The following is a 21836-nucleotide window of genomic DNA, read 5'->3' as shown; positions in this document are numbered from 1 at the left end:
GTTCGTCAGCGGGTGGACGGTTCAGTGGCCGGGCTCGATCAGCTCTTGCACTGGGTGGCGTTCGTCTTCTTGCAGATGTCGCGGATCGTGTCGTAGTACGTGTCGTCGACCGGCTTGGTCTCGTAGAAGACGCTGCGGAAGCCGTCGGTGTCGGCGGAGGTGACACCGGCCTTGATGATCTGGTCGATGGTGACGTCAGCCAGGACGTCGGTCAGCTTCGACTGCACCTCGGTGGGCAGCGTGCTCGACATCACGATGGGCGCTCCGGGGACCATGGTCTCGGCGATGACCGTGACCTTGTCGGACTTGGCGACCTCGCTGTCCTCGGCGAAGCCCGCCTCACACTCCACGCCCTCGCCGACCTTGGTGACGCTGACGTCGTGCTTGCCTGCGAAGACCGGGGTGATGTCCTTCTCGGGGTCGACGCCGGCCTCGAGCAGGTTGTAGCTGGGGAAGAGGTAGCCCGAGGTCGAGGACGGGTCGACGAAGCAGACCTTCTTGCCCTTGAAGCCGGCGAGATCGGTGATGTCGCTCCCCTTCGGGACGATGGCCTGGGAGTAGTAGCCGGGCTCCTGGCCCTCCTTGGTGACGATCGAGGAGATCGGGGTGAGCTTGGCTCCGTTGTTCGCGGCGGTGACGTAGGTGAAGCCCGAGAAGGAGGCGACATCGATCTGACCCGCGATCGAGGCTTCGATCAGCGCCGCGTAGTCGGTCGACTCGTGGTACTCGACCTTCTTGCCGGTCTCCTTGGCGATGTAGTCCATGAGCGGCTGGTAGTTGGTCTCGGTCTCGACCGAGTCCGGCACGACGCCGAACACGAGGGTGTTCTCGTCGACGGCGAAGGTGCCGGCATTCGAGCCCGCTGCGGAGGCTGAGTCGGTGGAGGTGGAGGCCGCGGAGGCGGAACATCCTGAGAGGACGGTGGCGAGCAGCGCTGCACCTGCGAGGGCGGCGGCGAACTGCGAACGGCGGAGGGTCATGACGGCCTTTCGGTGTGAAGGGGACGTCAGCATCGTGACACGCAACAGCGAACAAATGTACCTATGTCGCGCCAGTTCAGGCGAAGTTCATCTCTTGTATGCCTATCTCGACGCTTACCCGGCGAGCAGCAACACGCCCACGACCACGATCAGCGAGGCGGCGATCCGCCACCCGGGTCTCCCCTCGCGCAGGACCACGACGCCGAACAGGGCCACGAGCACCACGCTGATCTCCCGCATCGGCGCGACGAGCGCGACCGGCGCCATCGTGATGGCGATCAGCACGAGGATGTAGGACAGCGGCGAGAGCACGCCGAAGGCGAGGAGTCGGGGCCAGTGCCGTCGCAGCACGCCGGCCAGTTCTCGGCGGCGGCGGCCGAGCGCGATCGAGTAGATCGGGATCTCGATGAGCGTGCAGCCGACCATGAACGCCACGGGTGAGAGTTCCCAGGTCCGCACGGCGTGGGCGTCCCAGATCGTGTACGTGGCGATGGCGACGCCGGTGAGGAGACCCCACAGGACGCCCGGGTCGATGCGCCGCCGGCGTCCAGCCATCCGCACATCGGGTCCTCCGGGTGTCCCCCGGTCGGCGAGTCCGACGGCGACGACGCCGGCGAGGATCGCCACCACACCGATCAACGCGATGCCCGACGGGCGTTCGCCGAGCAGGAGCACGGCGACCACCACGCTGATCGTCGGCCCGGTCCCCCGGGCGGTCGTGTACACGGTCGAGAGGCGGCCGGTCGCGTAGCCCCGCTGCAGCACGAGCATGTAGCCCACGTGGATGACCCCGGACACGCCGACGCCGAGGAGGAAACCGGCGAGATCACCCGATCCGTCCGGCCCGCCGGATCCGATTCCCCCGGTGAACGGGATGACGCCGGCCCACAGCGCGGTGCTGACCACGGCTCCCCACCAGAGGAACGGCAGACCGATGCGACTCACCCCGTGGGCGAGGACGTTCCAGGCCGCGTGGGCGACCGCAGCGGAGAGGACGATGAGGACGGCGAGCGAGGACATGACGACCCTTCTCCTGGTCGCGGGCGCGACAAAGGAGGGTCCTCCGGGCTTTTGTCCTGTCAGATGACGGCCGTCGCATGGGCTTCGACCGTGGCGCCGCTCGGACCAGCCGAGCACTGCTGCTCCGGAACCCTAGGCGCTATCGCCGACGACGCTAGCAGACGAGTATGACGCGCGAGGTGAACACTCGGGTCACGGCCGTCTGGCGCACTGCGGCCACGAGCACGGTTCGACCGGCGCATCGGCGGGAGTCGTTAGATTCAAGACATGGTGAATCTGAACGCGACGCTACCGCTGAACGGGTGCTCGGTGGCCTTCCGGGACTCGGGGCCCGGCGGGCGCGCGGTGCTGTTTCTGCATGGCGCTGGAGCAGACCATGTGTCGTTCGAGAAGCAAGCCGGCGCCGTGGCGAACTCCGGTCGCCGAGCAGTCGTCTGGGACATGAGGGGGCACGGGCTGTCGAGGCCCAACCGCTCGCGAATCACGGCAGACCTGTTCGTCGCAGATGCAGAAGCACTCATATCCGAGCTCGGCCTGGACCATCCCGTGCTGGTCGGTCACTCCCTTGGCGGGAACATCGCCCAGGAGATGGTCAGACGAGAACCGGAGGCGTACTCGGGACTCGTCGTCATCGACGCGACCTGGAACTCCGGACCACTCGGGTGGATGGAGCGGCGACTGCTCCACCTGGCAGCTCCTACGCTCAGCCTCATCCCCGCGCGCACACTTCCAGGCCTCATGGCTCGAGCCTCGGCCGTCACGGACGCGGCACAGCAGGACTTGATGCGCGCCTTCTCACAAGTGCCGAAGCGACACTTCCTCGCGATCTGGCAAGCGACCGCCTCATTCGTCCGACCCGCACCTCGCTACCGCACACCGATCCCCTTGTGCCTCATCAGAGGCGCGCAAGATCGAACCGGCAACATCGCGAAGGCGATGCCCGCTTGGGCTGAGCACGAGGGGAACGGCGAGGTGGTGATCCCTGACGCTGGGCACGTGCCGTCGCAGGATGCTCCCGAGGCCGTGACGACAGCACTCCTGCGTTTCCTGGACGCACTGGACGAAGCCCGATGATCGAGAACGAGAACGTCGACGGACAGTCCCGCACTCGCGGCACGAGAGGATGACGGCATGGAGCGGAACGCAGCCTGGCTGAGCATCGATGCTGAACGGCAAGCGCTCGCACGAGACCTCGCACCGCTGGGCGAGACGTCCTGGTCGACGCCGTCGCTCTGCGCCGGGATGACCGTCCGCGAGGTCCTCGCCCACCTGACGGTGAGCGGGGCCGTGTCGGGGCCGCGTTGGTTCGCTGGGGTCGTGCGTGCGCGTTTCGACTTCGACAAGCAGGTGGATGATCGTCTGCGCGAGCAGCTTGGTTCGTCGCCGGCGGAGACGCTCAGCCGTTTCCGTTCGACGATCGGCAGCCGGATCTCGCCCCCTCTGCCGAGAATGGCGCTCCTCGGCGAGGTGGTCGTTCACGGCGAGGATATTCGCCGCCCGCTGGGTCTCGTCCGGGAGTACCCGGAGGCGACGCTGACTGCTCTCCTGAGGTACTACGCAAGCACCGATCAGGTCGTCGTCGCGAAGAAGCGGGTACGAGGTCTGCGACTGGAAGCGGTCGACACGGCCACCACCATCGGGGAGGGTGATGTCGTGCGGGGCAGCACCCTGGCGCTCATCATGGCGATGACGGGTCGCACCGCGTACTGCGCCGAGCTGACAGGCCTAGGAGTCGCCGATCTGCTCACCCGCTCGAGCTGATCCTCCACGCTCTGCGCGCAGCGACAGACGCCTGGACGCAGGGCGGTCCCCCGTCCGGCGGATGTGCGCTCCCTCAGGTTCTTCTACGGTCGAGAGCAGGACCGGAACGGAGCGACACATGACCAGAGCAACGAACTCGAACCTGTATCAGGCCGCAGCCGTCATGACGGTGGTCGTCAGTGTGGTGTTCATCATCTTCGGGATCATCGTCCAGAACGCGGCAGTCACCGCTGTCTTCGCGGTGTTCGGCATCGCCGGACTCGCCTCCTCGACGGTGCTCCCCCGCAGACGCTGACCAGTCGTACCGATGTCGGTGCGCGAAGCGATCCCGCCACCGGGTTCGCCGCTCGACTCCCGCAGCTCAGCGCTTGTCGCGTCGGAAGCGGGCCTCGCGGCTCGCGATGTGCACACCGAAGCCCGTCGTCCCCGCAGCGAAAGCGGAGATCAGTACGAAGAACGCGAGCTCGTCCCCCGCGCGGAAGGCGAAGGCGGCGACGATGAGTGCGATCGAGGCCGCGACCACGAGCAGCACGCCGACGACCTCGCCCCGGCTCCCCAACATCTCCCGCATGCCCCCAGCGTGCAGCAGGAGCCACACAACCGCAATGCCCGATCGTCGGCGTTCAGTCCGCGCCGAGGCCCAGACGCTCTTCGCGTCGCTCCACATCGGCGAATCGCTGCCCCTCGACGACGAGCAACACCTTCTTGGGTACCGTCTTGAGCCAGATCCTGCCGCCGTTGTCCAATTCCCAGAAGGAGTCTCCGGCATGGCAACCGGACGGCTGACCGAGGTGCCGGCTCAGCGCTGACTGCACGTCGAGCGCCACACTCCGTAGTCCTGCCCGGTCGTCGCTCTTGTCGGAGACCGCGACCGTCACTTGGGAAACCGCCTGCTCTGCGATGAGCGAACGAACGGTCGGTAGGTTCACGGGGTACCCGGAACGATGCTGGACACCGCTCGACGTCTCCACCTTGAGCTGCCACCCGAGGCGCTCCGCGACCGCCGTGAAGTCGCCGCGGTCGAGGGGCCAGGACACCGTGGCGAAGGCTTCGCAGACGGCGTCGATCTGCGCGTCTGTGGCTCCGGCGAGTGCGGTCATCCGGATGATCCTACCGAGGAAGGCGAAGGTGCGACTCGACGGGTCCAAGCCGTTCTCGCTCACCGACGTCGTCACCTCGATGCCGGCAATCCACATCCGCGCTCACGAACACCGGATCGTGGTCAGAGCGCCACCGCGGAGCATTCCGCGGCGGCGCCGTGGCCGCTGTCAGTTGCTGATCCGGAGCTCCTGCTGGACGTATCGCAGGTCATCGGCCTGAGCGAGCATGAACCGGGCGAGGTCGGCGCGGGCGATGCGCAAACGGACCCGGTCGCCGGATCCGGCCGCGGTTCGCACCCTGACCGCTCCCGATCCGGGCTTGTCGTGGGGCATCGTGACGACCACGGTCGTCCAGTCGCGATCAGAGCCGCGGATGGCCTCGCCCACCTCGGTGGACTCAGGCCCCAGCCTGAGCAGGGCGTAGCTCGCCCTGCTCACTGCGCGCATCAGCGGGCTGCGGGGAACCAGAATGCTCGGTCCCCAACTGAAGACGAGTCGGCGGACCCCGTGCGTGCGCATCGCGGCCACGATGTTGCGCGTTCCGGCAGCGACGGGCATGTCCTTGGATCCACCGACGATCTGGGCGGTCAGGGTGGCGAGGACGGCGTCGGCACCGCGGACGACGTCTTTAACGGCGACCGCGTCGGTCAGCTCGCCCTGAACGACCCGCAGTCGGTCGTGGCGCAGGTCGAGCTTCGCCGGATTGCGGATGAAGGCCACCACGTCATGCCCGGCGGCGAGTGCCTGCTCGACCAGGTGGATACCGGTGCGGCCGGTGGCGCCGAAGATCGTCAGCTTCATGATGTCTCCCTCGCGAAGTCTGCAGGTCAGCCGTTGTAGGCGACGTAGTGCAGCTCGGCCTGCTGACGCTCGTCGTGCAGCTGTGCCAGGGCCTCCGCGATGACCTCGGGCTCGGCGTCCGGGTGGCCGCCGCCGATGAGGGCGGTGATGCCCAGGTGCGCGACGTAGACGCCCTTCGGTTGCAGTGCGTTGTGCAGGTTGAGGGCCCAGTTGCGAAGTCCCGCTGCGGCGATGTTCACGTTGCCGAGGAAGGGCATGGGGCTGATGGATCCGCCGCCAGTCGTGATGAGCACGGTCCCCTTGCCTGCTGCGATCATGTCCGGCAGCACGGCCCCGACGGCGGCGAGCGCGCCGCCGAGATAGAAGTCGAGCTGCGGTTGCAGGTTCTCCATCGTCACCTCGAGGACGTCGACGGGCGCGAGGGACGGGTCCGCGGGCGAGAACTCGAGCACGTCGATCGGGCCGAGGGTGTCCGTGATCGAGCGCAGTGCCGCGGTGACGGTGTCGGGTCGGCTGATGTCGGCAGCGAACCCGTGAGCGGTGATCCCTTCGCCTGCGAGGGTCTGGGCGAGCGCGTCGAGCTTGGACTGGGTTCGCGCGACCAGCGCGACGTCGAAGCCCCGACGCCCGAAAGCGCGGGCGATCTCAAGGCCGAGACCGGGGCCGGCTCCGATGATGGTGATGAGCGACATGATGTGTCCTTTCGAATCCCACGGGGAAGTGGGGCGTTGCATACTTGAGCTAAGTTGAGGGTGCCCTCAAACAAGATCGAGCATAACTTGAGGTTGCCCTCAATATCCACTGGAGTTGTCATGTCACAGTCGAACGGTCTCCGCCGAGACGCTCGGGCCAACGTCGAGAAGTTGCACGCCGCCGCGGTGGGGGTGTTCTCCCGCCGCGGACTCTCAGCTCCGTTGGAGGAGATCGCTCGCGAGGCCGGCGTGAGCATCGGCACCCTCTACAACCGGGTCGGATCCCGCGAGGCACTCATCGACGCCGTGATCCCCGCGATCGCCGGCGAGAAGCTCTTCGCGCTCAAAGCGCAGGCGCTCAGCCAAGAATCACCCCGCGCGCGGCTGGAGGCGTTCATCGCGGGAATGATCGACCTGCAGGTCGGCGATCCTGCTCTGAATGACGCGATGCTCCGCCGGTTCCCGGATGCGACCTCGCTCATCGAGACGTGCGATCGTTCGACGGCACTCGGCCAAGACCTGATCGACGATGCCCACGCCGCAGGCACCCTCTCCCCGGACTTCACCGCAGACGACCTCATGACCGTCCTGTGGATGGCCGGAACCGCAAGCCACGATCCCTCAGCCCCGGTCGGCTGGCGACGCGTCATCGACCGCAGCCTCGCCTCCGCCTGGACCAGCTGAGATCTCGGGGGCCACCACTCGAGACACGATCGACGCCTGTAAGCGCTGCGTCGCGCCGGTCAGTTCACGCCGGGATCGGGAAGACGAGCAGCGTGCTGGACGCCGTGGCCACCACTCGGCCTTCCGCATCGGTGATCACCGCTTCGGCGAACGCCACCCGTGAACCCGGTTTGGTGACGGTTCCCACGGCGGTCAGCTGCCCCGACGTGGCGCTCACTGCCCGCAGGTAGTTCACCTTGATCTCCAGCGAGGTGTACCCGACTCCGGCGGGCAGCGTGGTCTGGACCGCACACCCCGCAGCCGAATCCAGCACCGTGCACATGAACCCGCCGTGCACGGCACCGATCGGGTTGTAGTGGGACTCGCTCGGCTCACAGATGAACGTGGCGGTCCCACGCGAGACCGAGCTCAGGGTCATGTCCATGAGCGAGACGATCGGCGGCGGCGGCAGGACCCCGTCGATCATGGCCTGGAGGTAGTCGATACCTGCCATCTCGGCGACCCGTGCGGCCCCGATCATCGGATCCTGCCACTCGATCGTCCGCCGGCGGACTGGAGGTGCTTCATCGCTCTGCATGCCCCATTGTCACCTGCTGCACTGCGGCAGCCGTGGAGACACTCAGCTTGCTGGATGTCGTCTTGTACGCTCACACGATGACAGAGATCGCTGGAACCCGTTGGGTCATCACCGGAGCCGCCGGGAACATCGGATCGGCGCTCCGCTCCGCACTGCTCCACCGCGAGGCGGTGCTCGTCTCCACCGACGTCCGCTCGATGACTCCGCTCGGTCCGCAGGAAGTCGTCACCAGCACCGACCTCGCCGACCTTGCCGCGCTGGTCGAGCTGTTCGATGGGGCGCACGGGGTGATCCACCTCGGCGGGATACCCGACGAGGCTGACTTCCACGACTTGGCCGAGGTGAACATCGTCGGGACTTATCACGTCCTCGAGGCCGCCCGGCGGGCCGGCGTCGCCCGGGTCGTGTACGCGAGCAGTAACCGTCTGACGGGCTTCTACCCGTCGGGCGCTCACATCGCACCGCATGTTCCGCCCCGTCCGGACGGGTTCTACGGGGTGTCGAAAGTCGCCGGAGAAGCGCTGTGCCGACTCTACGCGGACAAGTTCGGAATCAGCACCATCTCGCTCCGCATCGGCAGCTACGAGCAGCAACCAGGTTCCGCGCGAGAGCAGCGGACCTGGCTCAGCCCCGCCGACGCCGTGCGCGCGTTCATCGCGGCGATGACCACCACCGAACACACAGCCGTGTTCTACGCGGTGTCCGCGAACACCGAGGGATGGTGGGATCTCGACGCCGGAACGGCGGTCGGTTTCACCCCGCAAGACGACGCCTCCCAGTGGGGCGAAACCCAACACATCGACCCGCACATGCCGCAGGGCGGGGTGTACGCGACGCCGGCGTATTCGACCGATCGGATGCGAGAGTGACGGATGATCTGAGGTACGGCACTACCGCTTCAGGTCGACTCGCCGCGACAACACCTGGCCCGGCCATGCGTCGATACCGTCGCCGACCGTGAACGTCACGTCACGCTCGAAGCCTGCGGCCTCGTAGAAGCGGACGAGATCCCCCGATCCTCCAGCGTAGCAGTCGACCCGCAGGCGACCGACCCCCGCGGCCTGCGCGCGCTCCTCGGCGAGAGCCAGCAAGCGGCGACCCGTGCCCTTCACCCGCGGGTCGCGCGAGCCGATCAACACCCTGACGTAGACCTCCGGTTCGGTGGCGGCCGGCACGTACTCGAGCGCCTCGCCCAGCACGAGTGCTCCGCACACGCCGATCGCGGGATGCTCAGCGACCCAGGCATCGGATGAAGCGCACCACTGCTCGACACGAGTGATCCAGCGCTCCTGCCCGGATGCCGGCTCGGTACCCCATTGCCGGGTGTTGCCGATCCGGACGAACCAGGCGATCGCTGCATCGAAGAGCGCCAGCACCGCAGCCGCGTCCGCAGGGACGGCCCGACGGAACCTCACCGGCACAGCTTCGCCTCCGGTCCACGCAGGCTCCAGCGTGCCGCCCTCACCGCGCTCCAAGTCACCCGTCACCGTACTTCTCCGCATCGCTTCGACATGTCGTCCGTCCTCCCCCGCTGATCCCAGGTTGGCACGCGTCGCCCTCGGGACGCCAACGCCGGCGGCGGTCGACGTCGCCGAGTCGTGCTTCGAGCCTCGCTCAGCACTGGCCGCGCGCGTCCGCCATATCTGGCCCGCTCCGAGGTCCCCCAGCCCCTCCCGCGCTGCCCCGGGGAAACCCCCTCGCCGCATCGACCGGACGCCCTCTACCCTGATGCGGATGAGCCGACGCAGCCGACGCGACGGCGGAAACGAGACACGATGTCGCTCCCTCCCGCTCCCGATCCCACCCGAACCGCCAAGCGCTTCGTCCTCGCGGCGTTCAGCTTCGTCGGCCTGATGGCGTCCGGTGTCGGTGTGGTCGCCTGCTCGATCGGCCTCGCCGACACCGGCCACCCCGCCATGATCGTCGGGCTCGCGGGTAGCGTGCTCGGCATCGCTGCAGCGTTCGTCGTGATGTGGACCGCCTTGCGCGCCGAACGCTGACGGCAGGGACAAGGGCGCTGCCGGCGACAGCTTCCCAGCCCAGCGTGACAGCACCGCCAAGCAGTCCTTCGAGCGGTGGTCGCTCCGTCAGAGCCCGTGCGGCGAACGCCTAACGCACACGCCGGCGCAGCATCAGGGCGGCGCCGCCCGCGAGCAGGCCTGCGGCGACGACGACGGCTCCGCCGAGCTGCCAGCCCGTCAGCGCCAGGTCTCCGTCAGCGGAGGGTCGTGCTGTGGCCGAGGGTCGCGGTGTCGCGATCGCCCCTGCTCCAGGACCTTCCGCGGGTGGGGCAGCGGTCGGCGTGTCCGTCGGAGGGACCGGCTCGACCTGAGCGCCGGGAACCGACCAGACACCTGCGGCGAACGCCACCGGCAGGGTCGCCACCGTGACCACCGACGACGGGATGCCTGACTCGAGGGCCAGGCACTCGAGCGCGAGGGTCGCGTCACCCTGTTCGACACCGCCGTCCACGACCTCCTGGAACGAGATGGCCATCGGCACCTCGATGGGCTGCCCGGCGGTCACCGCGACGGTCGGAGACGTGACGACGGTGACCCCTCCCGCCGTCACGGAGAGTCGGGCGCCGTCGTCCGCATCGGCAGGGCAGCCCGCGGCGAGCACCGCGGAGCCGAATGACGGGACGGCGCGCGCGTCACCTGACGTGACCGCGGCGCCGGCGGTGTCGTGCAGCGTGAGCGGTGCCGGTTCGGCCGGCGCCGAGGCGGCGACGGCAGCACCGGCGCCGGCGAGGCAGAGGACCGCGCTGGCGCTGAGAGCTGCCGCGACGAGCAGGGCGCGCCCTGCGGCACGGAACGGAGAACGGTGGATGACGGGGACAGTGGAAGACATCGGGACCTTTGGTGGGTGCGGTGGGCCGCCGAGACGGCGATACCCGGCGACGCCAGGACTCTGGCCTACGCGGGTGAATGGGTCGTGAACGCCTGGCATCACCCGAGGCACCGGCCGTTGGGCCGAGGTTCACCTCCGCTGCCTACGATCGGGCCGTCCGTCCGATGAAAGTGATGCCATGCCCTTCGATCCCCGCCCCGAGCAGACCGCGCCGACCGGTGGCGCATCCTCAGTGCCCGAGGTGGACCGGGGCGCATCGGCTCGGTCCGGCCTCTCCCGCCGGTCCTTCCTGGGTGCCTCCGTTGCCGCAACGGTCGCCGTGGGAACGACCGCCCACGGGCTCGGGAGCGCGACCTCTGCCAACGCCACGCCGCTGCCATCAGCGTCGGCGGTCGTCGATCCGGACGCGCTCTCCTGGCTGGTGTTCGACCACCACGTGCACTCGGTCTACTCGCACGACGCCAAGTATCCGATGACGACGATCCTCGATCAGGCGCAGCGCTTCGCGGTCGATGCGATCGCCTTCACCGAGCACAGCAACAAGGGGCATGCCAACGTCGGCGGGGTGTTCAACGCGGCACGCGAGATCGACACCGCGCGGGCGGCGCGCCCCGACATGCTCGTGCTCCAGGGCCTCGAGTGGTACATCCCGGGAGCCGAGCACGCAACCGTCCTGATCGCGCCCGGGCCCCGCACGACCCTCGTGTTGCGCCGCTTCGAGCTCGACCACGACGGCAAGCTCAACGGCTGGGAGAAACCGCGCCCTGGTACCGAAGACGCCGCCGAGTGGCTCGTGCACGCGACCGACGGGATCGCCTGGCTCGGCGCCCAGAAGCGTGCAGGTGTCATCGACGACGTGATCGTCCTGGCGAACCACCCGAGCCGCCTCGGCATCGACTCGCCCGGAGAGCTCCGTGCCTGGCAGGACGCCGACCCCGAGGTGTTCGTCGGCATGGAGGGTGCTCCTGGCGCCCAGGCCGGAGCGATCGCCGCGAATGCGACCGAACGCTCGCGGCGCGGCGAGTACGAGAACACTCCCAGCGAGTTCTCCTTCCCCGGCTACCCCGCGGAGGCGTACCTGACGCACGGTGGCTTCGACTGGACGACGGCCGTCGTCGGCGGCATGTGGGACTCGCTGCTGAGCGAGGGACGGCGCTGGTGGATCACCACGAACAGTGATCTGCACCTCAAGGAGTCCGACGCGACACGCGTCGGCGACTTCCCGACCGGGCCGGGCTGGGAGGCCGGGGCGACGCTCGCGAACTTCAACCGCGCCGGCCGTCGGCCCGACCCGATCGCCACGGACACGCCGCAGAACGGCGCCGACTTCTGGCCGGGCGAGTTCAGCCGCACGCATGTCGGGGTCGTCGACCGGTCGTCCGCCTCCCTGCTCGACGCGATCCGCGCTGGGCGACTCTGGGTCGACCACGGGCACCTCGTCGCCGGGCTCTCCGTCGTGCTCCGTGCTACCGACCAGCCGGAGACCGTCGCCACCTTGGGCGGGACCCTCACCGTCGAACGCGGCACCGCCCTCGAGCTCGTGGTCGACGTCACGCCCACGACGACGCCGACCTCGCGCGGCACGACACCGAGATTGGCGCACCTCGACCTGATCCGCGGGCGCGTCACCGGGCCCGTAGCCGACCGTGACGAGCAGCGCGCACCCGGCACCCGAGTCGTCGAGATGCTCGACGTCACGGATCGCAGCGACTCCCCGTTCCGTGTCGTGGTGCCGCTCGAGCCGGCCGCCGAGGACGGCTATGTCCGCCTCCGCGGCAGCGACGGCCAGGTGCACGGGGTCGGTCCACTCGGCGCCGAGGTCGACCCGCGGGCACCTCAGCCGTACCCGATCTCCCCGGCCGACCCGTGGGCCGACACCTGGCTGTACACGAATCCGATCTTCATCAGCGTGCGCTGATCGGGGCCGGGCCCGGTCTGTGCCAGCTTCACACGGCATTCCGTCGCAACGGTGTGATGTCCACAAGATCGGATCCACTCGCCAACCACTCGTGCTGCGCGGTGAAGAGGTCCCAGGCCGCCGATCCGGTAACCGAGACGCCTCGCGCACCTGAGCGCCTCGTCGTGCCGCGAACAAGCATGTAGTGGGTCTGGAAGACGCCTGATCCGATCTGTTCCTGGACGTCGTGGAAGAACACGACGTTGGAGACCGGTCCGGTGCCGTCGTCGAGTGAGACGAAGACGACGCGTTTGCCGCCGCGCATCGGCGGCGTGTTGGTCGCTCGGCGGACGCCGGCGATGAGGACCTCGGTTCCACCCGGGAGGTCCATGAGGTCGCGTGCCGGCGTGACGCCGAGTTCTCGGAACAGTGGGTGGAAGCGTTCCATCTGGTGGCGGTTCACGGCCAGGCGCATCTCTTGGAGTTCGAGGTCGGTCTGGGTCCGGCCTCGGAGTTCGAGTGAGGTGATCGTGCTGCGCTCGGGCACGGGGAGGTCGAGTTCGAAGGCGAGTTGCTCGTCGGCGATGAGCTGGGCACTCGTGGTGACGCCGGCGAGGTGGGCGAGGAGTTCGTGGCGGCGTCTGGGGATGTAGTCGATGAACGCGTCGAGCGCACCGACGCGGGCCAGCGCCTCGAAGGTGCGGCGTCGCGGCCGGACTCGGTCTCTGAAGTCCTGGAGGGAGGAGAACGGTTGGTGCCTCGCGATGCGTGCTCGTTCCTTCTCGGTGCTGCCCTTCATCTCGACCAACGACATGCGCACACCGAGTCGCCCGTCGGGTGCGATCTCGACGACGTACTCCAGCCCCGAGCGCTGCACGTCGATCGGGAGCACTGGCACGTCGAGGTGGCGGGCTTCCGCGAGGATGAGGTCTTTGGGCCACATGCCTGGGTCGTGGGTGAGTAGGCCTGCCATGAACTCGGCCGGGTGATGGCGCTTCAGCCAGGCCGACTGGAACGTCGGCAGTGCGAAGGCGGCTCCGTGGGCCTTGGCGAAGCCGAAGGATCCGAAGCCGGCGAGGATCGTCCAGGCCTTGTCGATCACGGCGGGCCGGAAGCCGCGCGCTGTGGCACGGTCACGCACGAACGTCTCGATGCCGGCGAGGCGGCCACGGTCGGCGAGCTGGCGGCGGATGACGTCGGCAGGCCCGAGACCGCAGCCGGTGAGTTCGTCGATGATCCGCATGACCTGCTCGTGGAAAACGACCACGCCGCGCGTCTCTCGCAGGATGGGGCGGAGCCGTGGGTCGATGTCCTCGGGCATGGTCTCGCCGTGGCGCACCTGCAGGTATTGCAGCGGCATGTTGTTCTGCATCGGTCCAGGGCGGAAGAGCGAGATCTCGACAGTGAGGTCGTTGAACACCTCCGGCTGCAGCTTGCCGACGAGCTCCATCTGGCCCGGCGATTCGAGCTGGAAGACCCCGAGGGTGCGGGTGGAGCGGAGGAGTTCGTAGGTGGGTTCGTCGTCGAGCGGCAGGGCGTCGAGTTCGATGGTCTCGCCGGTCAGTCGTTCGTGCTCGCTGACGGCGTGTGCCATCGCGGATTGCATGCGCACGCCGAGGATGTCGAGCTTGATGAGGCCCATGTTGTCCATGTCGTGTTTGTCGTACTGCGACATCGGCAGACCCATGCCCGACAGCTGCGTCGGGGTGCGGTGCAGGAGCGAGGTGTCGGACAGGATGACGCCGCAGGGGTGGACGCTGATGTGCCGCGGGAGCCGGTCCAGGCGTTCCGTTACGTCGACGAGCAGGTCGAGCTCTCTCGATTCGCGGACCGCTTCGGCCAGGTCGGCGAGCTCGGGCTTGTCGCGGAGTGCGTCGCGGAACTCCCGGGCATTGAACCGCCACATCTGTTTGGCGATCATGTCGATCATCGACTCATCCATGCCCAGGGCGAGGCCGGCGTCCCGGACGGCTCCGCGTGACCGGTAGGCGTTGGTCATCGACATGAGCGTGACGCGGTCGGACCCGAAGCGGGCGAAGATCTCGCGGTAGACATCGTGGCGGCGTGCGGATTCCACGTCGAGGTCGATGTCGGGGAGGTTGGTGCGCTCGGGCGAGAGGAACCGCTCGAAGATGAGTCCATTGCTGATCGGCTCGATGGAGGAGGTGTGCAGGGCGTAGTTGAGGACGGACCCGACACCTGACCCGCGCGCCTGGATGCGGATCCCCATCTCGCGGATGATGTCGGCGACCTTCGCGACCGTGAGGAAGTACGACGGCATCCCCAGCTGCTCCACGATCCGCATCTCGTGCTCGAGCGCACGGTGCGCGTCCTCCAGCGACGGCATCCCGGGGCGTGCGTACCGCTCATCCACACCGGCCTGCGCGCGCTCCCACAGCGCCTGGTGGGGGTCTCCGCTGATGCCGATCACCGATGCCTCCGGCATGCGAGGCTGCTTCCACCCGACGTCGGACACCGGGTCGAGGGCGCATCGCTCTGCGAGGCGCTCCGTCTCCCCCAGCAGCCGTTGCACCGCACCGTCGTCATGCGTGCCGGCGCCGACGATCATCCGCGCGATCTGCCGCATCTGCTTCGCCGGCTTCAACCACGCCTGCCCGTTCACCTGCAGCTCGTTCTGATCGTCGAGCTCCGCCAGCGGGCGAAGGAACCGTGCCGCATCAGCGAGGTCGGCTGTCGCCGCCTCGTCCGGGAGCCCGTAACGGACCGCGTTGGTCAGCACGGCAGGGACACCAGCCGACTCAGCGAGACTCAGCAGACGTGTCGCCGCCGCGACGTTCCCGCGTAGACCCTGGTCGGTGAGATGACAGACGACCTCGATCACCAGATGCCCAGCAGGAATGCACTCGCGCCACCGGTCGAGCGCGACCCGCGCTGCGGCATGATCGCGACGCTCGATCGCCTGCCCGACGTCGGACGACGGCCCGAGCATCACCGTCAGCGCCGGCTCATCCTCCAGCGCCGCCGCGAGCTCCTCCCGGAGGATCGCAGGCCCATCACGGCGCCCGTGCGCAGCGCTCACCACACGACAGAGTTGGGCGAATCCGGCTCCCTGGTTCTGACCGTGGGCGAGGACGACCACACGGCCGATCGACTCCAGATGTCCATCCAGTGCAGCGAGATCCACACCGAGCCCCGGCGCGATACCCGCAGCAAGACAGGCCCCGACGTGCTTCGGGCCGCCATAGAGACCGTCGCGGTCCGTCAGCGCGAGGAACGACGCGCCATCCTCAGCGGCGAGACCGGCGAGGGCCGCACTCGAGGTGACGCCGTAGTGCGCAGACAGGTGCGACGCGACGTGGAGGTGCGGGAAGCTCACGTCCAGGCGACCGCGAGCGTCCATCTGCCGGTCGTGTCGCGGCGGAGGTCGTAGCGCGTGGGCTCCTCATCGCCGCGAGCCGCGTCGACCCGCCACGTCTCGATGTCGATGCGAGCAGGCGACGCATCACCCCGCCACCACGGCTGGCGAGCAAACAACGCCTGAGGCTGACCGACGACACGGTGCTCGAACCGCTTCCAGACGAACGCCGTCGGATCCCCATCCGCCGCCAGATCGACGTCCACTGCCTCATCAACGATCGTCGCCAAGCCACACCCTCCAGATTCGAACACACGTTCGATGAAGCGAGTGTACGTCACTGCCACGACACGACTTGACGCACACCGTGACAGGACCGCGGCGGTGATGCCCCAGCGCAGGAGCGAGGGCACATGACCGCGAGGGCGCTGTGACGCTAACAGGCGCCGAGGACTGACCTACCCCACCGGGCTCACGGCAACACCGTGGACCAGTGGGCACGCATGTACCGCGCACGCCTGCGGTCATAGTCCGTCATGTCCTGGCGCGCACCCGCCGCGACCTGCCAGGCTCCCGGAATCAGCCTCCCAGGCGCCCGGACAGGAGCATCCCGTGACCATCACCGCCCCGGCAGCCGCCGCAATCTCGCGATCGGCGCCCGCACCGCAGTCCTCCGCGGCTGCTGGCTTCTCGACCCGCCAGGTGCACGCGGGTGCCGTGCCCGACGGTGCGCACGGGGCGCGGGTCACCCCTGTGCACCTCAGCGCCGGCTTCGTGTTCGACAGTTTCGAGCATGCACGGGAGCGGTTCGCGGGCGAGGACGAGGGGTACCTCTACACCCGCAACGGCAACCCGACCACCGAGGAGGTCGAGCGGCGGATCGCCGACCTCGAGGGCGGGGCAGAGGCGATCCTGGTGGCGAGCGGGCAGGCGGCTACCGCCTCCGCACTCTTGGGGATCGTGCAGGCTGGCGACCGGGTGCTCTCGTCGCGTCGGCTGTACGAGGGCAATCGTGGGCTGCTGGTGCAGAACTTCGGACGGCTCGGGATCGGTGTGGACTTCGTCGACGACGCCGGCGATCTCGAGGAGTGGGAGCGCCGGATCGGACCCGACACCCGCGTGCTCTTCGGTGAGCCCATCCCGAATCCCAAGAACGACCTGCTCGACGTCCCGGCGCTGGCGGCGATCGCCCACCGGCACGGGCTCCCCTTCGTCGTCGACAACACGCTCGCCACCCCGTACCTCCTGCGGCCGATCGAGCACGGGGCCGACGTGGTCGTGCACTCGACCAGCAAGTTCCTGGCCGGGCACGGCGCCGCCCTCGGTGGCGTGATCGTCGATGCCGGCACCTTCGACTGGGGCGCGCGACCCGCGCTCTTCCCGCACCTGAACCAGGCGGAGCGCGCGTTCGACGGGCGCAGCTGGGCCGAGCAGCGAGGCAGGAGCGCGTTCGTCTCCTACACCCGGGACATCGTGGTGTCGCGCCTCGGCCCGACGCCGTCGCCGCTGAACTCGTTCCTCCTTCGCCAGGGCATCGAGACGCTGTCGCTGCGGGTGGAGCGGCACTCGAGCAACGCCCTCGCCGTCGCCCGCTTCCTCGAACGACAGTCCGAGGTCCTCTCGGTGGACTACTCCGGTCTGGAGTCGAGCCCGTCGTTCGCGCTCGCGCAGCGGCTGCTCCCCCGCGGTCAGGGCTCGGTCTTCTCGTTCACCGTGGCCGGAGGCGAAGCAGGTGCGGCCGCCTTCATCGATGCGGTCGAGCTCTTCAGCCACATGACCCACCTCGGCGACGTGCGCTCCCTGGTGCTGCACCCGGCGTCGACCACGCACGCCGGGCGCACTCCGGCCGAGCGGGCCGCCGCCGGCATCCATCCGGGTCTTCTCCGGCTGTCCATCGGCATCGAGGACGTCGACGACCTGCTTCGGGATCTGAACCGCGGGCTGACTGCCGTGCGTGCCCTGGCCGCGGAGGCGTGAGCGTGACGCGTCGTCAGCACTTCGGCTGGTTCTTCTCTCGCGGATTCGGGCCACAGGGCTGGGGGCATCCGTACCAGGAGTGGAACCACGACTGGACCAAGCCGGAGCTCTACCAGCAGTCGGCCCGCGAGCTGGAGCAGGCCGGCTTCGAGCTGATCGTCATGGAGGACGCCGTCTCGCTCGGCTCCCCGGACACGCTCGACCTGCGCGTACGGGGAGCGTACGGCGGACCCAAGCACGACCCGCTCCTCCTGGCGCCCTACTTGTTCGCCGCGACCACTCGGATCGGGTTGGCGCCGACGATCAACGCCGGGATCACGCCGCCGTACCTGGCCGCGCGGCAGGCCGCGACGCTGCAGCACCTCAGCTCAGACCGTTTCGGTATCAACCTCGTCACCGACGTGGGCAGCGCCCGCCATGTCGGCCTGGAACCGCTGTCGCACGACGCGGCCTACGACCGGGCCGACGAGTGGATGGCGATCGTCCGCCAGCTCTGGCACAGCTGGGGCGAGGGCGCACTGGTCGCCGACACCGGATCGGGTCGATACGCCGACGGGGCGCGCATCGACGCGTTCCAGCACCGCGGTGAGCATTTCCGCGTGGACGGCCCGCTGAACGCCGTCCCGTTCGCGAACGGCGACCCGATCGTCGTCTCGCCCGGCGGTTCCCCACGAGGTCTGGCCTTCGCCGGCACACAGTCGGACGTGCAGCTCGCGCTCGCGCCGCTGGAGGCGCATGCGGTCCGTGCCTATCGGGCGAGAGTCCTCGCCGCGGCCCAGCTGCAGGGTAGAAGCGCCGACGACCTGCGGATCCTCTTCGTCGTGAAGCCCGAGATCGTCTCGAGCCCCGAAGAAGCGGAGCGCGTCGTCGAGGCGTCGCGGCACCCCGAGGAGAGCACGCTGCGGCAGATCGCGCTCGGCTGGTCCAGCGACCTGGAGACCGATCTGACGGGCCTGGATCTGGATCGCCCTGTCGAGCGGTCGGTCTTCGGCGAGCATGTCTCGCACGGCACGATCGCGGGCCTGTACGGCGACACCGAGGACGCACCGCTGCGTGAGCTGCTCATCCGGAAGGCGCGCAAGGGCCTCGTCGCCGACCGCGCCGGCTTCGTGGGCACCGCGGAGCAGTTCGCCGACTTCGTCGAGGACCTCGGCGACGATGGCGGCAACGACGGTCTCCTCTTCTCCGGGGACCTGCATCCGGTCACCCTGCATCGGATGCTCGGCGACCTCGTCCCCGTTCTGCGGCGGCGCGGGGTGCTCCGCGATGAGCTTGCGTCCGGCGGGACGCGCGCGAACCTGTTCGGAACGTAGGTGCACCCGCACATCCAGCCAGTCGAACCCCGCTCTGCCTCTCCTATCGAACGGCCGATCATGACGAACGAGTTCACCTTCAGTACGACCATCACCTCCTTCGACGAGGACTACTCGCCGGCGGAAAGCTCCCGGATCACCACCAACTTCGCCAATCTGGCCCGGGGTGCGCGCCGCAAGGAGAACCTTCGCACGGCGCTGGCGATGATCGATGACCGGTTCAACGACCTCGTGCCCGGCGACGATCCGAGCCGAGGCCGCTACACCGTCGGACTCGACATCGTCTCCGTGGGCCTGCGCCTCTCCGCGGACGGCGAGGACCGGGAGTTCCCGCTGCTGGAGGTCCTGCGCACGAGGATCATCGACCGCCGCACCGGTCGATGTCAGCCCGGAACCCTGGGGAACAACTTCTCGTCCTACCTCCGCGACCACGACTTCAGCGTGCGGCTGCCGGCGGTCAACGCCTCGCAGACGGAATTCACCGTCCCCGACGACTTCGGCGTGCTGCACGGCGCGCTCTTCAAGCACTTCCTCACCTCCGCGCAGTACGCGGAGCTCGCACCGACGCCGCCCGTCATCTGCATCAGCGTCTCGACGAGTCGGACGTACCGGCGCACCGGGAGCAGCCATCCGATCCTCGGCGTCGAGTACCGGCAGGACGAGCTCTCGCTGACCGACCGGTACTTCGCGCAGATGGGCCTGCGCGCCCGCTTCTTCATGCCGCCCGGCAGCGCGGCACCGCTCGCGTTCTACTCCGGCGGCGAGCTGCTCGAGGACTACTCGGACCTCCAGCTCGTCGCCACCATCAGCACCATGGAGACGTTCCAGAAGATCTACCGGCCCGAGATCTACGGTGCGCGCTCGGTGGCCGCCGACGTCTACCGGCCGAACCTGGAGGAGCAGGACTACGCGCGGCCAGCGGTCGCCTACGACCGCGAGGAGCGAGGCCGGCTCGCGATCGAGCAGGGGCAGTTCGCGGAGGAGCATCTGATGAAGCCTCACGGGGAACGGCTGCGGCATTGGGCCGCCGGGCAGACGGAGGCGGTCCGATGACCGCCCGCGGAGCCTCGACGCCCCTCCCGCTCCTGCCCACCTCGATCGTCGGCAGCCTGCCGAAGCCGTCCTGGCTCGCACAGCCCGAGACCCTGTGGTCGCCGTGGAGGCTGAGCGGCGACGCCCTGGTCGAGGGGAAGCAGGACGCCCTCCGCGCAGCTGTCCACGAGCAGCTCCACCGAGGCCTGGACATCGTCAGCGATGGGGAGCAGACCCGTCAGCACTTCGTCACGACGTTCATCGAGCACCTCACGGGTGTCGACTTCGAGCGGCGCGAGACGGTGCGCATCCGCGACAGATACGACGCGAGCGTCCCGACCGTCGTCGGCGCCGTGGGCATCGAGAAGCCGGTGTTCGCAGACGACGCCCGGTTCCTGCGCGAGCAGACCGATCAGCCGATCAAGTGGGCACTGCCCGGCCCGATGACGATGATCGACACCCTCTCCGACCGTCACTACGGGAGCCGGGAGCAGCTGGCCTGGGAGTTCGCGACGATCCTCAACGAGGAGGCGAGAGCTCTTCAGGCTGCGGGAGTCGACATCATCCAGTTCGACGAGCCCGCCTTCACCGTCTTCTTCGACGAGGTGCAGGACTGGGGCGTGGCCGCTCTGGAACGGGCGGCTGAAGGACTCCGCGTGGAGACCGCCGTGCACATCTGCTACGGCTACGGCATCCAGGCGAACACCGACTGGAAGGCGACGCTCGGGTCGGAGTGGCGGCAGTACGAGAAGTCGTTCCCGCTCCTCCAGCGGTCCTCGCTCGACATCGTCTCGTTGGAGTGCCACCACTCCCGCGTCCCGATGGAGCTCATCGAGCTCGTCCGCGGGAAGAAGGTCATGCTCGGAGCCATCGACGTGGCGAGCGAAACCGTCGAGACGCCCGAGGAGGTCGCCGACACCCTGCGAAGCGCCCTCCGGTTCGTCGACGCGGACCTGCTCCTCCCGAGCACGAACTGCGGCATGGCGCCACTGCCGCGAGACCTTGCCTGGAAGAAGCTGAGTGCACTGAGCGCGGGGACATCCATCGTCCGAGAGGAGCTCGCCGCCTCGACGCCCTGACCGTGCGGCAGTCCACCTGGCAGCCGACGGTCGCATCGACCATCTGCTCGGCGCAGCGGCACCATCGCGCCGCCAGCGCAAACGACCGAATCACGTCCCAAGTCTCCCCAGGCCAGTGTCGTCTACCCCAAACCTGCAACGAGCTTCGGTCCGGACGGCCAGACACACTGCTCGCAACAGACATCCGCATAATCGCGGGACTTCTTCCTTTGTGGTGAGCCCTGCCGGGATCGAACCGACGACATCCACGGTGTAAACATTCTCTGACCCAGCGCTTCCGCGTCTTCCGGAGCGCCTCGCGTCGCTGAGACGCGCGCCCGACCACCTACGTTGCGCCATGAGGGGACGTCTCGGGGACGAGCTGCAGATCCAGATAGAGGGCTCGATGAGGCCGTTGGCTGACCTGCTCATTGCGAGTGACGGCGATGGGGTCTGTGGCTATCCGCCGTAGCCCGTTGATCAGGGAGCTTCCAGGCCAGGGGCCGACGAAGATCGTCATATCAGTCGCGCGTTGCTGGTATCCGAACGTCGCGAACAAAGACCCGTTCGCCGACCGTCAATCGGGAACCCGCTTCGGGTGCCCGCCCGTAAACTCCGAAATCATCGCGGCGAAGCTCGCCATCGCTGCCGACGCCCGTCGGTTGGAGCGGTGCAACATCGAGATGGTTTGGGCTCAAGACGTTGGAGGGATTCCACAGCGTCCCCGCAGCTCGTTCCTCAGGGATGTCCAGCGAATAGGGTGGCGGTATGAGGTCCG

The 21836-nt window shown here is 68.4% G+C and carries 22 protein-coding genes; 11 read left to right on the top strand and 11 right to left on the bottom strand.

What is annotated here, in order from left to right; translation table 11 throughout:
• Positions 1–38: 38 nt before the first annotated feature.
• Together QRN26_RS00265 and QRN26_RS00260 are read right to left on the bottom strand one after the other, a co-directional pair.
• A complete protein-coding gene (locus QRN26_RS00265) occupies positions 39–980 on the bottom strand; it encodes a phosphate/phosphite/phosphonate ABC transporter substrate-binding protein (RefSeq protein ID WP_285034837.1) in 942 nt (313 codons plus the stop codon).
• Positions 981–1094: 114 nt separating this feature from the next.
• A complete protein-coding gene (locus tag QRN26_RS00260) occupies positions 1095–2000 on the bottom strand; it encodes an EamA family transporter (protein ID WP_285034836.1) in 906 nt (301 codons plus the stop codon).
• A gap of 267 nt (positions 2001–2267) precedes the next feature.
• Here QRN26_RS00260 and QRN26_RS00255 point away from each other — a divergent pair, with 267 nt between their 5' ends.
• From QRN26_RS00255 to QRN26_RS00245, 3 genes are all read left to right on the top strand, one after another.
• The gene (locus QRN26_RS00255) at positions 2268–3074 is read left to right on the top strand and encodes an alpha/beta fold hydrolase (RefSeq protein ID WP_056777790.1); all 807 of its coding nucleotides are present in this window, start codon (positions 2268–2270) and stop codon (positions 3072–3074) included.
• A 57-nt stretch (positions 3075–3131) separates the two neighbouring features.
• The gene (locus QRN26_RS00250) at positions 3132–3761 is read left to right on the top strand and encodes a maleylpyruvate isomerase family mycothiol-dependent enzyme (RefSeq protein ID WP_285034835.1); all 630 of its coding nucleotides are present in this window, start codon (positions 3132–3134) and stop codon (positions 3759–3761) included.
• Positions 3762–3879: 118 nt separating this feature from the next.
• Entirely contained in the window at positions 3880–4056 is a 177-nt protein-coding gene (locus QRN26_RS00245; RefSeq protein WP_157579791.1) for a hypothetical protein, read from the top strand.
• A 66-nt stretch (positions 4057–4122) separates the two neighbouring features.
• On the opposite strand, the gene QRN26_RS00240 is transcribed toward QRN26_RS00245, so the two are convergent.
• From QRN26_RS00240 to QRN26_RS00225, 4 genes are all read right to left on the bottom strand, one after another.
• The gene (locus QRN26_RS00240) at positions 4123–4332 is read right to left on the bottom strand and encodes a hypothetical protein (RefSeq protein ID WP_056011234.1); all 210 of its coding nucleotides are present in this window, start codon (positions 4330–4332) and stop codon (positions 4123–4125) included.
• A 52-nt stretch (positions 4333–4384) separates the two neighbouring features.
• Complete coding sequence (locus tag QRN26_RS00235; protein ID WP_157579792.1) at positions 4385–4861, bottom strand: DUF6301 family protein; 477 nt, start codon at positions 4859–4861, stop codon at positions 4385–4387.
• A 168-nt stretch (positions 4862–5029) separates the two neighbouring features.
• Entirely contained in the window at positions 5030–5662 is a 633-nt protein-coding gene (locus QRN26_RS00230) for an NAD(P)-dependent oxidoreductase (RefSeq protein ID WP_056777798.1), read from the bottom strand.
• Between the two features lie 26 nt (positions 5663–5688).
• On the bottom strand, positions 5689–6354 hold the full coding sequence (locus QRN26_RS00225; RefSeq protein ID WP_285034834.1) for an SDR family NAD(P)-dependent oxidoreductase: 666 nt from the start codon (positions 6352–6354) through the stop codon (positions 5689–5691).
• A 120-nt stretch (positions 6355–6474) separates the two neighbouring features.
• Here QRN26_RS00225 and QRN26_RS00220 point away from each other — a divergent pair, with 120 nt between their 5' ends.
• A complete protein-coding gene (locus QRN26_RS00220; RefSeq protein ID WP_285034833.1) occupies positions 6475–7038 on the top strand; it encodes a TetR/AcrR family transcriptional regulator in 564 nt (187 codons plus the stop codon).
• 64 nt (positions 7039–7102) lie between these two features.
• On the opposite strand, the gene QRN26_RS00215 is transcribed toward QRN26_RS00220, so the two are convergent.
• Positions 7103–7615, bottom strand: coding sequence for a PaaI family thioesterase (locus QRN26_RS00215; protein WP_285034832.1), 513 nt, complete (start codon positions 7613–7615; stop codon positions 7103–7105).
• Positions 7616–7692: 77 nt separating this feature from the next.
• Here QRN26_RS00215 and QRN26_RS00210 point away from each other — a divergent pair, with 77 nt between their 5' ends.
• Positions 7693–8484 carry an NAD-dependent epimerase/dehydratase family protein gene (locus QRN26_RS00210; protein ID WP_285034831.1) on the top strand — a complete coding sequence of 264 codons (792 nt, stop codon included), beginning with the start codon at positions 7693–7695 and terminating at the stop codon, positions 8482–8484.
• Positions 8485–8505: 21 nt separating this feature from the next.
• Here the strand turns inward: QRN26_RS00210 and QRN26_RS00205 are convergent, their stop codons facing one another.
• Positions 8506–9036, bottom strand: a complete 531-nt coding sequence (locus QRN26_RS00205; RefSeq protein ID WP_285034830.1) for a GNAT family N-acetyltransferase — start codon at positions 9034–9036, stop codon at positions 8506–8508.
• A gap of 354 nt (positions 9037–9390) precedes the next feature.
• On the opposite strand from QRN26_RS00205, the gene QRN26_RS00200 reads away from it, so the two are divergent.
• Positions 9391–9615 (top strand): hypothetical protein, encoded by a 225-nt coding sequence (locus QRN26_RS00200; RefSeq protein WP_056777810.1) that lies wholly within the window; start codon positions 9391–9393, stop codon positions 9613–9615.
• Positions 9616–9724: 109 nt separating this feature from the next.
• Here QRN26_RS00200 and QRN26_RS00195 read toward each other — a convergent pair whose 3' ends face one another.
• Positions 9725–10465, bottom strand: coding sequence for a hypothetical protein (locus QRN26_RS00195; RefSeq protein ID WP_285034829.1), 741 nt, complete (start codon positions 10463–10465; stop codon positions 9725–9727).
• Between the two features lie 178 nt (positions 10466–10643).
• Here QRN26_RS00195 and QRN26_RS00190 point away from each other — a divergent pair, with 178 nt between their 5' ends.
• Positions 10644–12383, top strand: coding sequence for a PHP domain-containing protein (locus QRN26_RS00190; protein ID WP_285034828.1), 1740 nt, complete (start codon positions 10644–10646; stop codon positions 12381–12383).
• Between the two features lie 28 nt (positions 12384–12411).
• Here QRN26_RS00190 and dnaE read toward each other — a convergent pair whose 3' ends face one another.
• Positions 12412–15723 (bottom strand): DNA polymerase III subunit alpha, encoded by a 3312-nt coding sequence (dnaE, locus tag QRN26_RS00185; protein ID WP_285034827.1) that lies wholly within the window; start codon positions 15721–15723, stop codon positions 12412–12414.
• On the bottom strand, positions 15696–16025 hold the full coding sequence (locus QRN26_RS00180; RefSeq protein ID WP_285034826.1) for a hypothetical protein: 330 nt from the start codon (positions 16023–16025) through the stop codon (positions 15696–15698). Before QRN26_RS00180 ends, dnaE begins: the two co-directional genes overlap by 28 nt.
• Before the next feature lie 295 nt (positions 16026–16320).
• On the opposite strand from QRN26_RS00180, the gene QRN26_RS00175 reads away from it, so the two are divergent.
• From QRN26_RS00175 to QRN26_RS00160, 4 genes are read left to right on the top strand one after another with little or no spacing between them, the layout of a single operon-like run.
• Entirely contained in the window at positions 16321–17655 is a 1335-nt protein-coding gene (locus QRN26_RS00175; RefSeq protein ID WP_285034936.1) for an O-acetylhomoserine aminocarboxypropyltransferase/cysteine synthase family protein, read from the top strand.
• 2 nt (positions 17656–17657) lie between these two features.
• Positions 17658–18968 (top strand): LLM class flavin-dependent oxidoreductase, encoded by a 1311-nt coding sequence (locus QRN26_RS00170; RefSeq protein ID WP_285034825.1) that lies wholly within the window; start codon positions 17658–17660, stop codon positions 18966–18968.
• A gap of 60 nt (positions 18969–19028) precedes the next feature.
• Complete coding sequence (locus QRN26_RS00165; RefSeq protein ID WP_285034824.1) at positions 19029–20021, top strand: putative oxygenase MesX; 993 nt, start codon at positions 19029–19031, stop codon at positions 20019–20021.
• Complete coding sequence (locus QRN26_RS00160; protein ID WP_285034823.1) at positions 20018–21079, top strand: methionine synthase; 1062 nt, start codon at positions 20018–20020, stop codon at positions 21077–21079. The genes QRN26_RS00165 and QRN26_RS00160 overlap by 4 nt, the downstream gene beginning before the upstream one ends.
• Positions 21080–21836 lie beyond the last annotated feature (757 nt).

Source organism: Plantibacter sp. ME-Dv--P-095 (assembly GCF_030209365.1).
Classification (GTDB): Bacteria; Actinomycetota; Actinomycetes; order Actinomycetales; family Microbacteriaceae; genus Plantibacter.
Note: the sequence above shows the minus strand (reverse complement) of the source record. Positions and strands in the feature narration are given on the sequence as shown.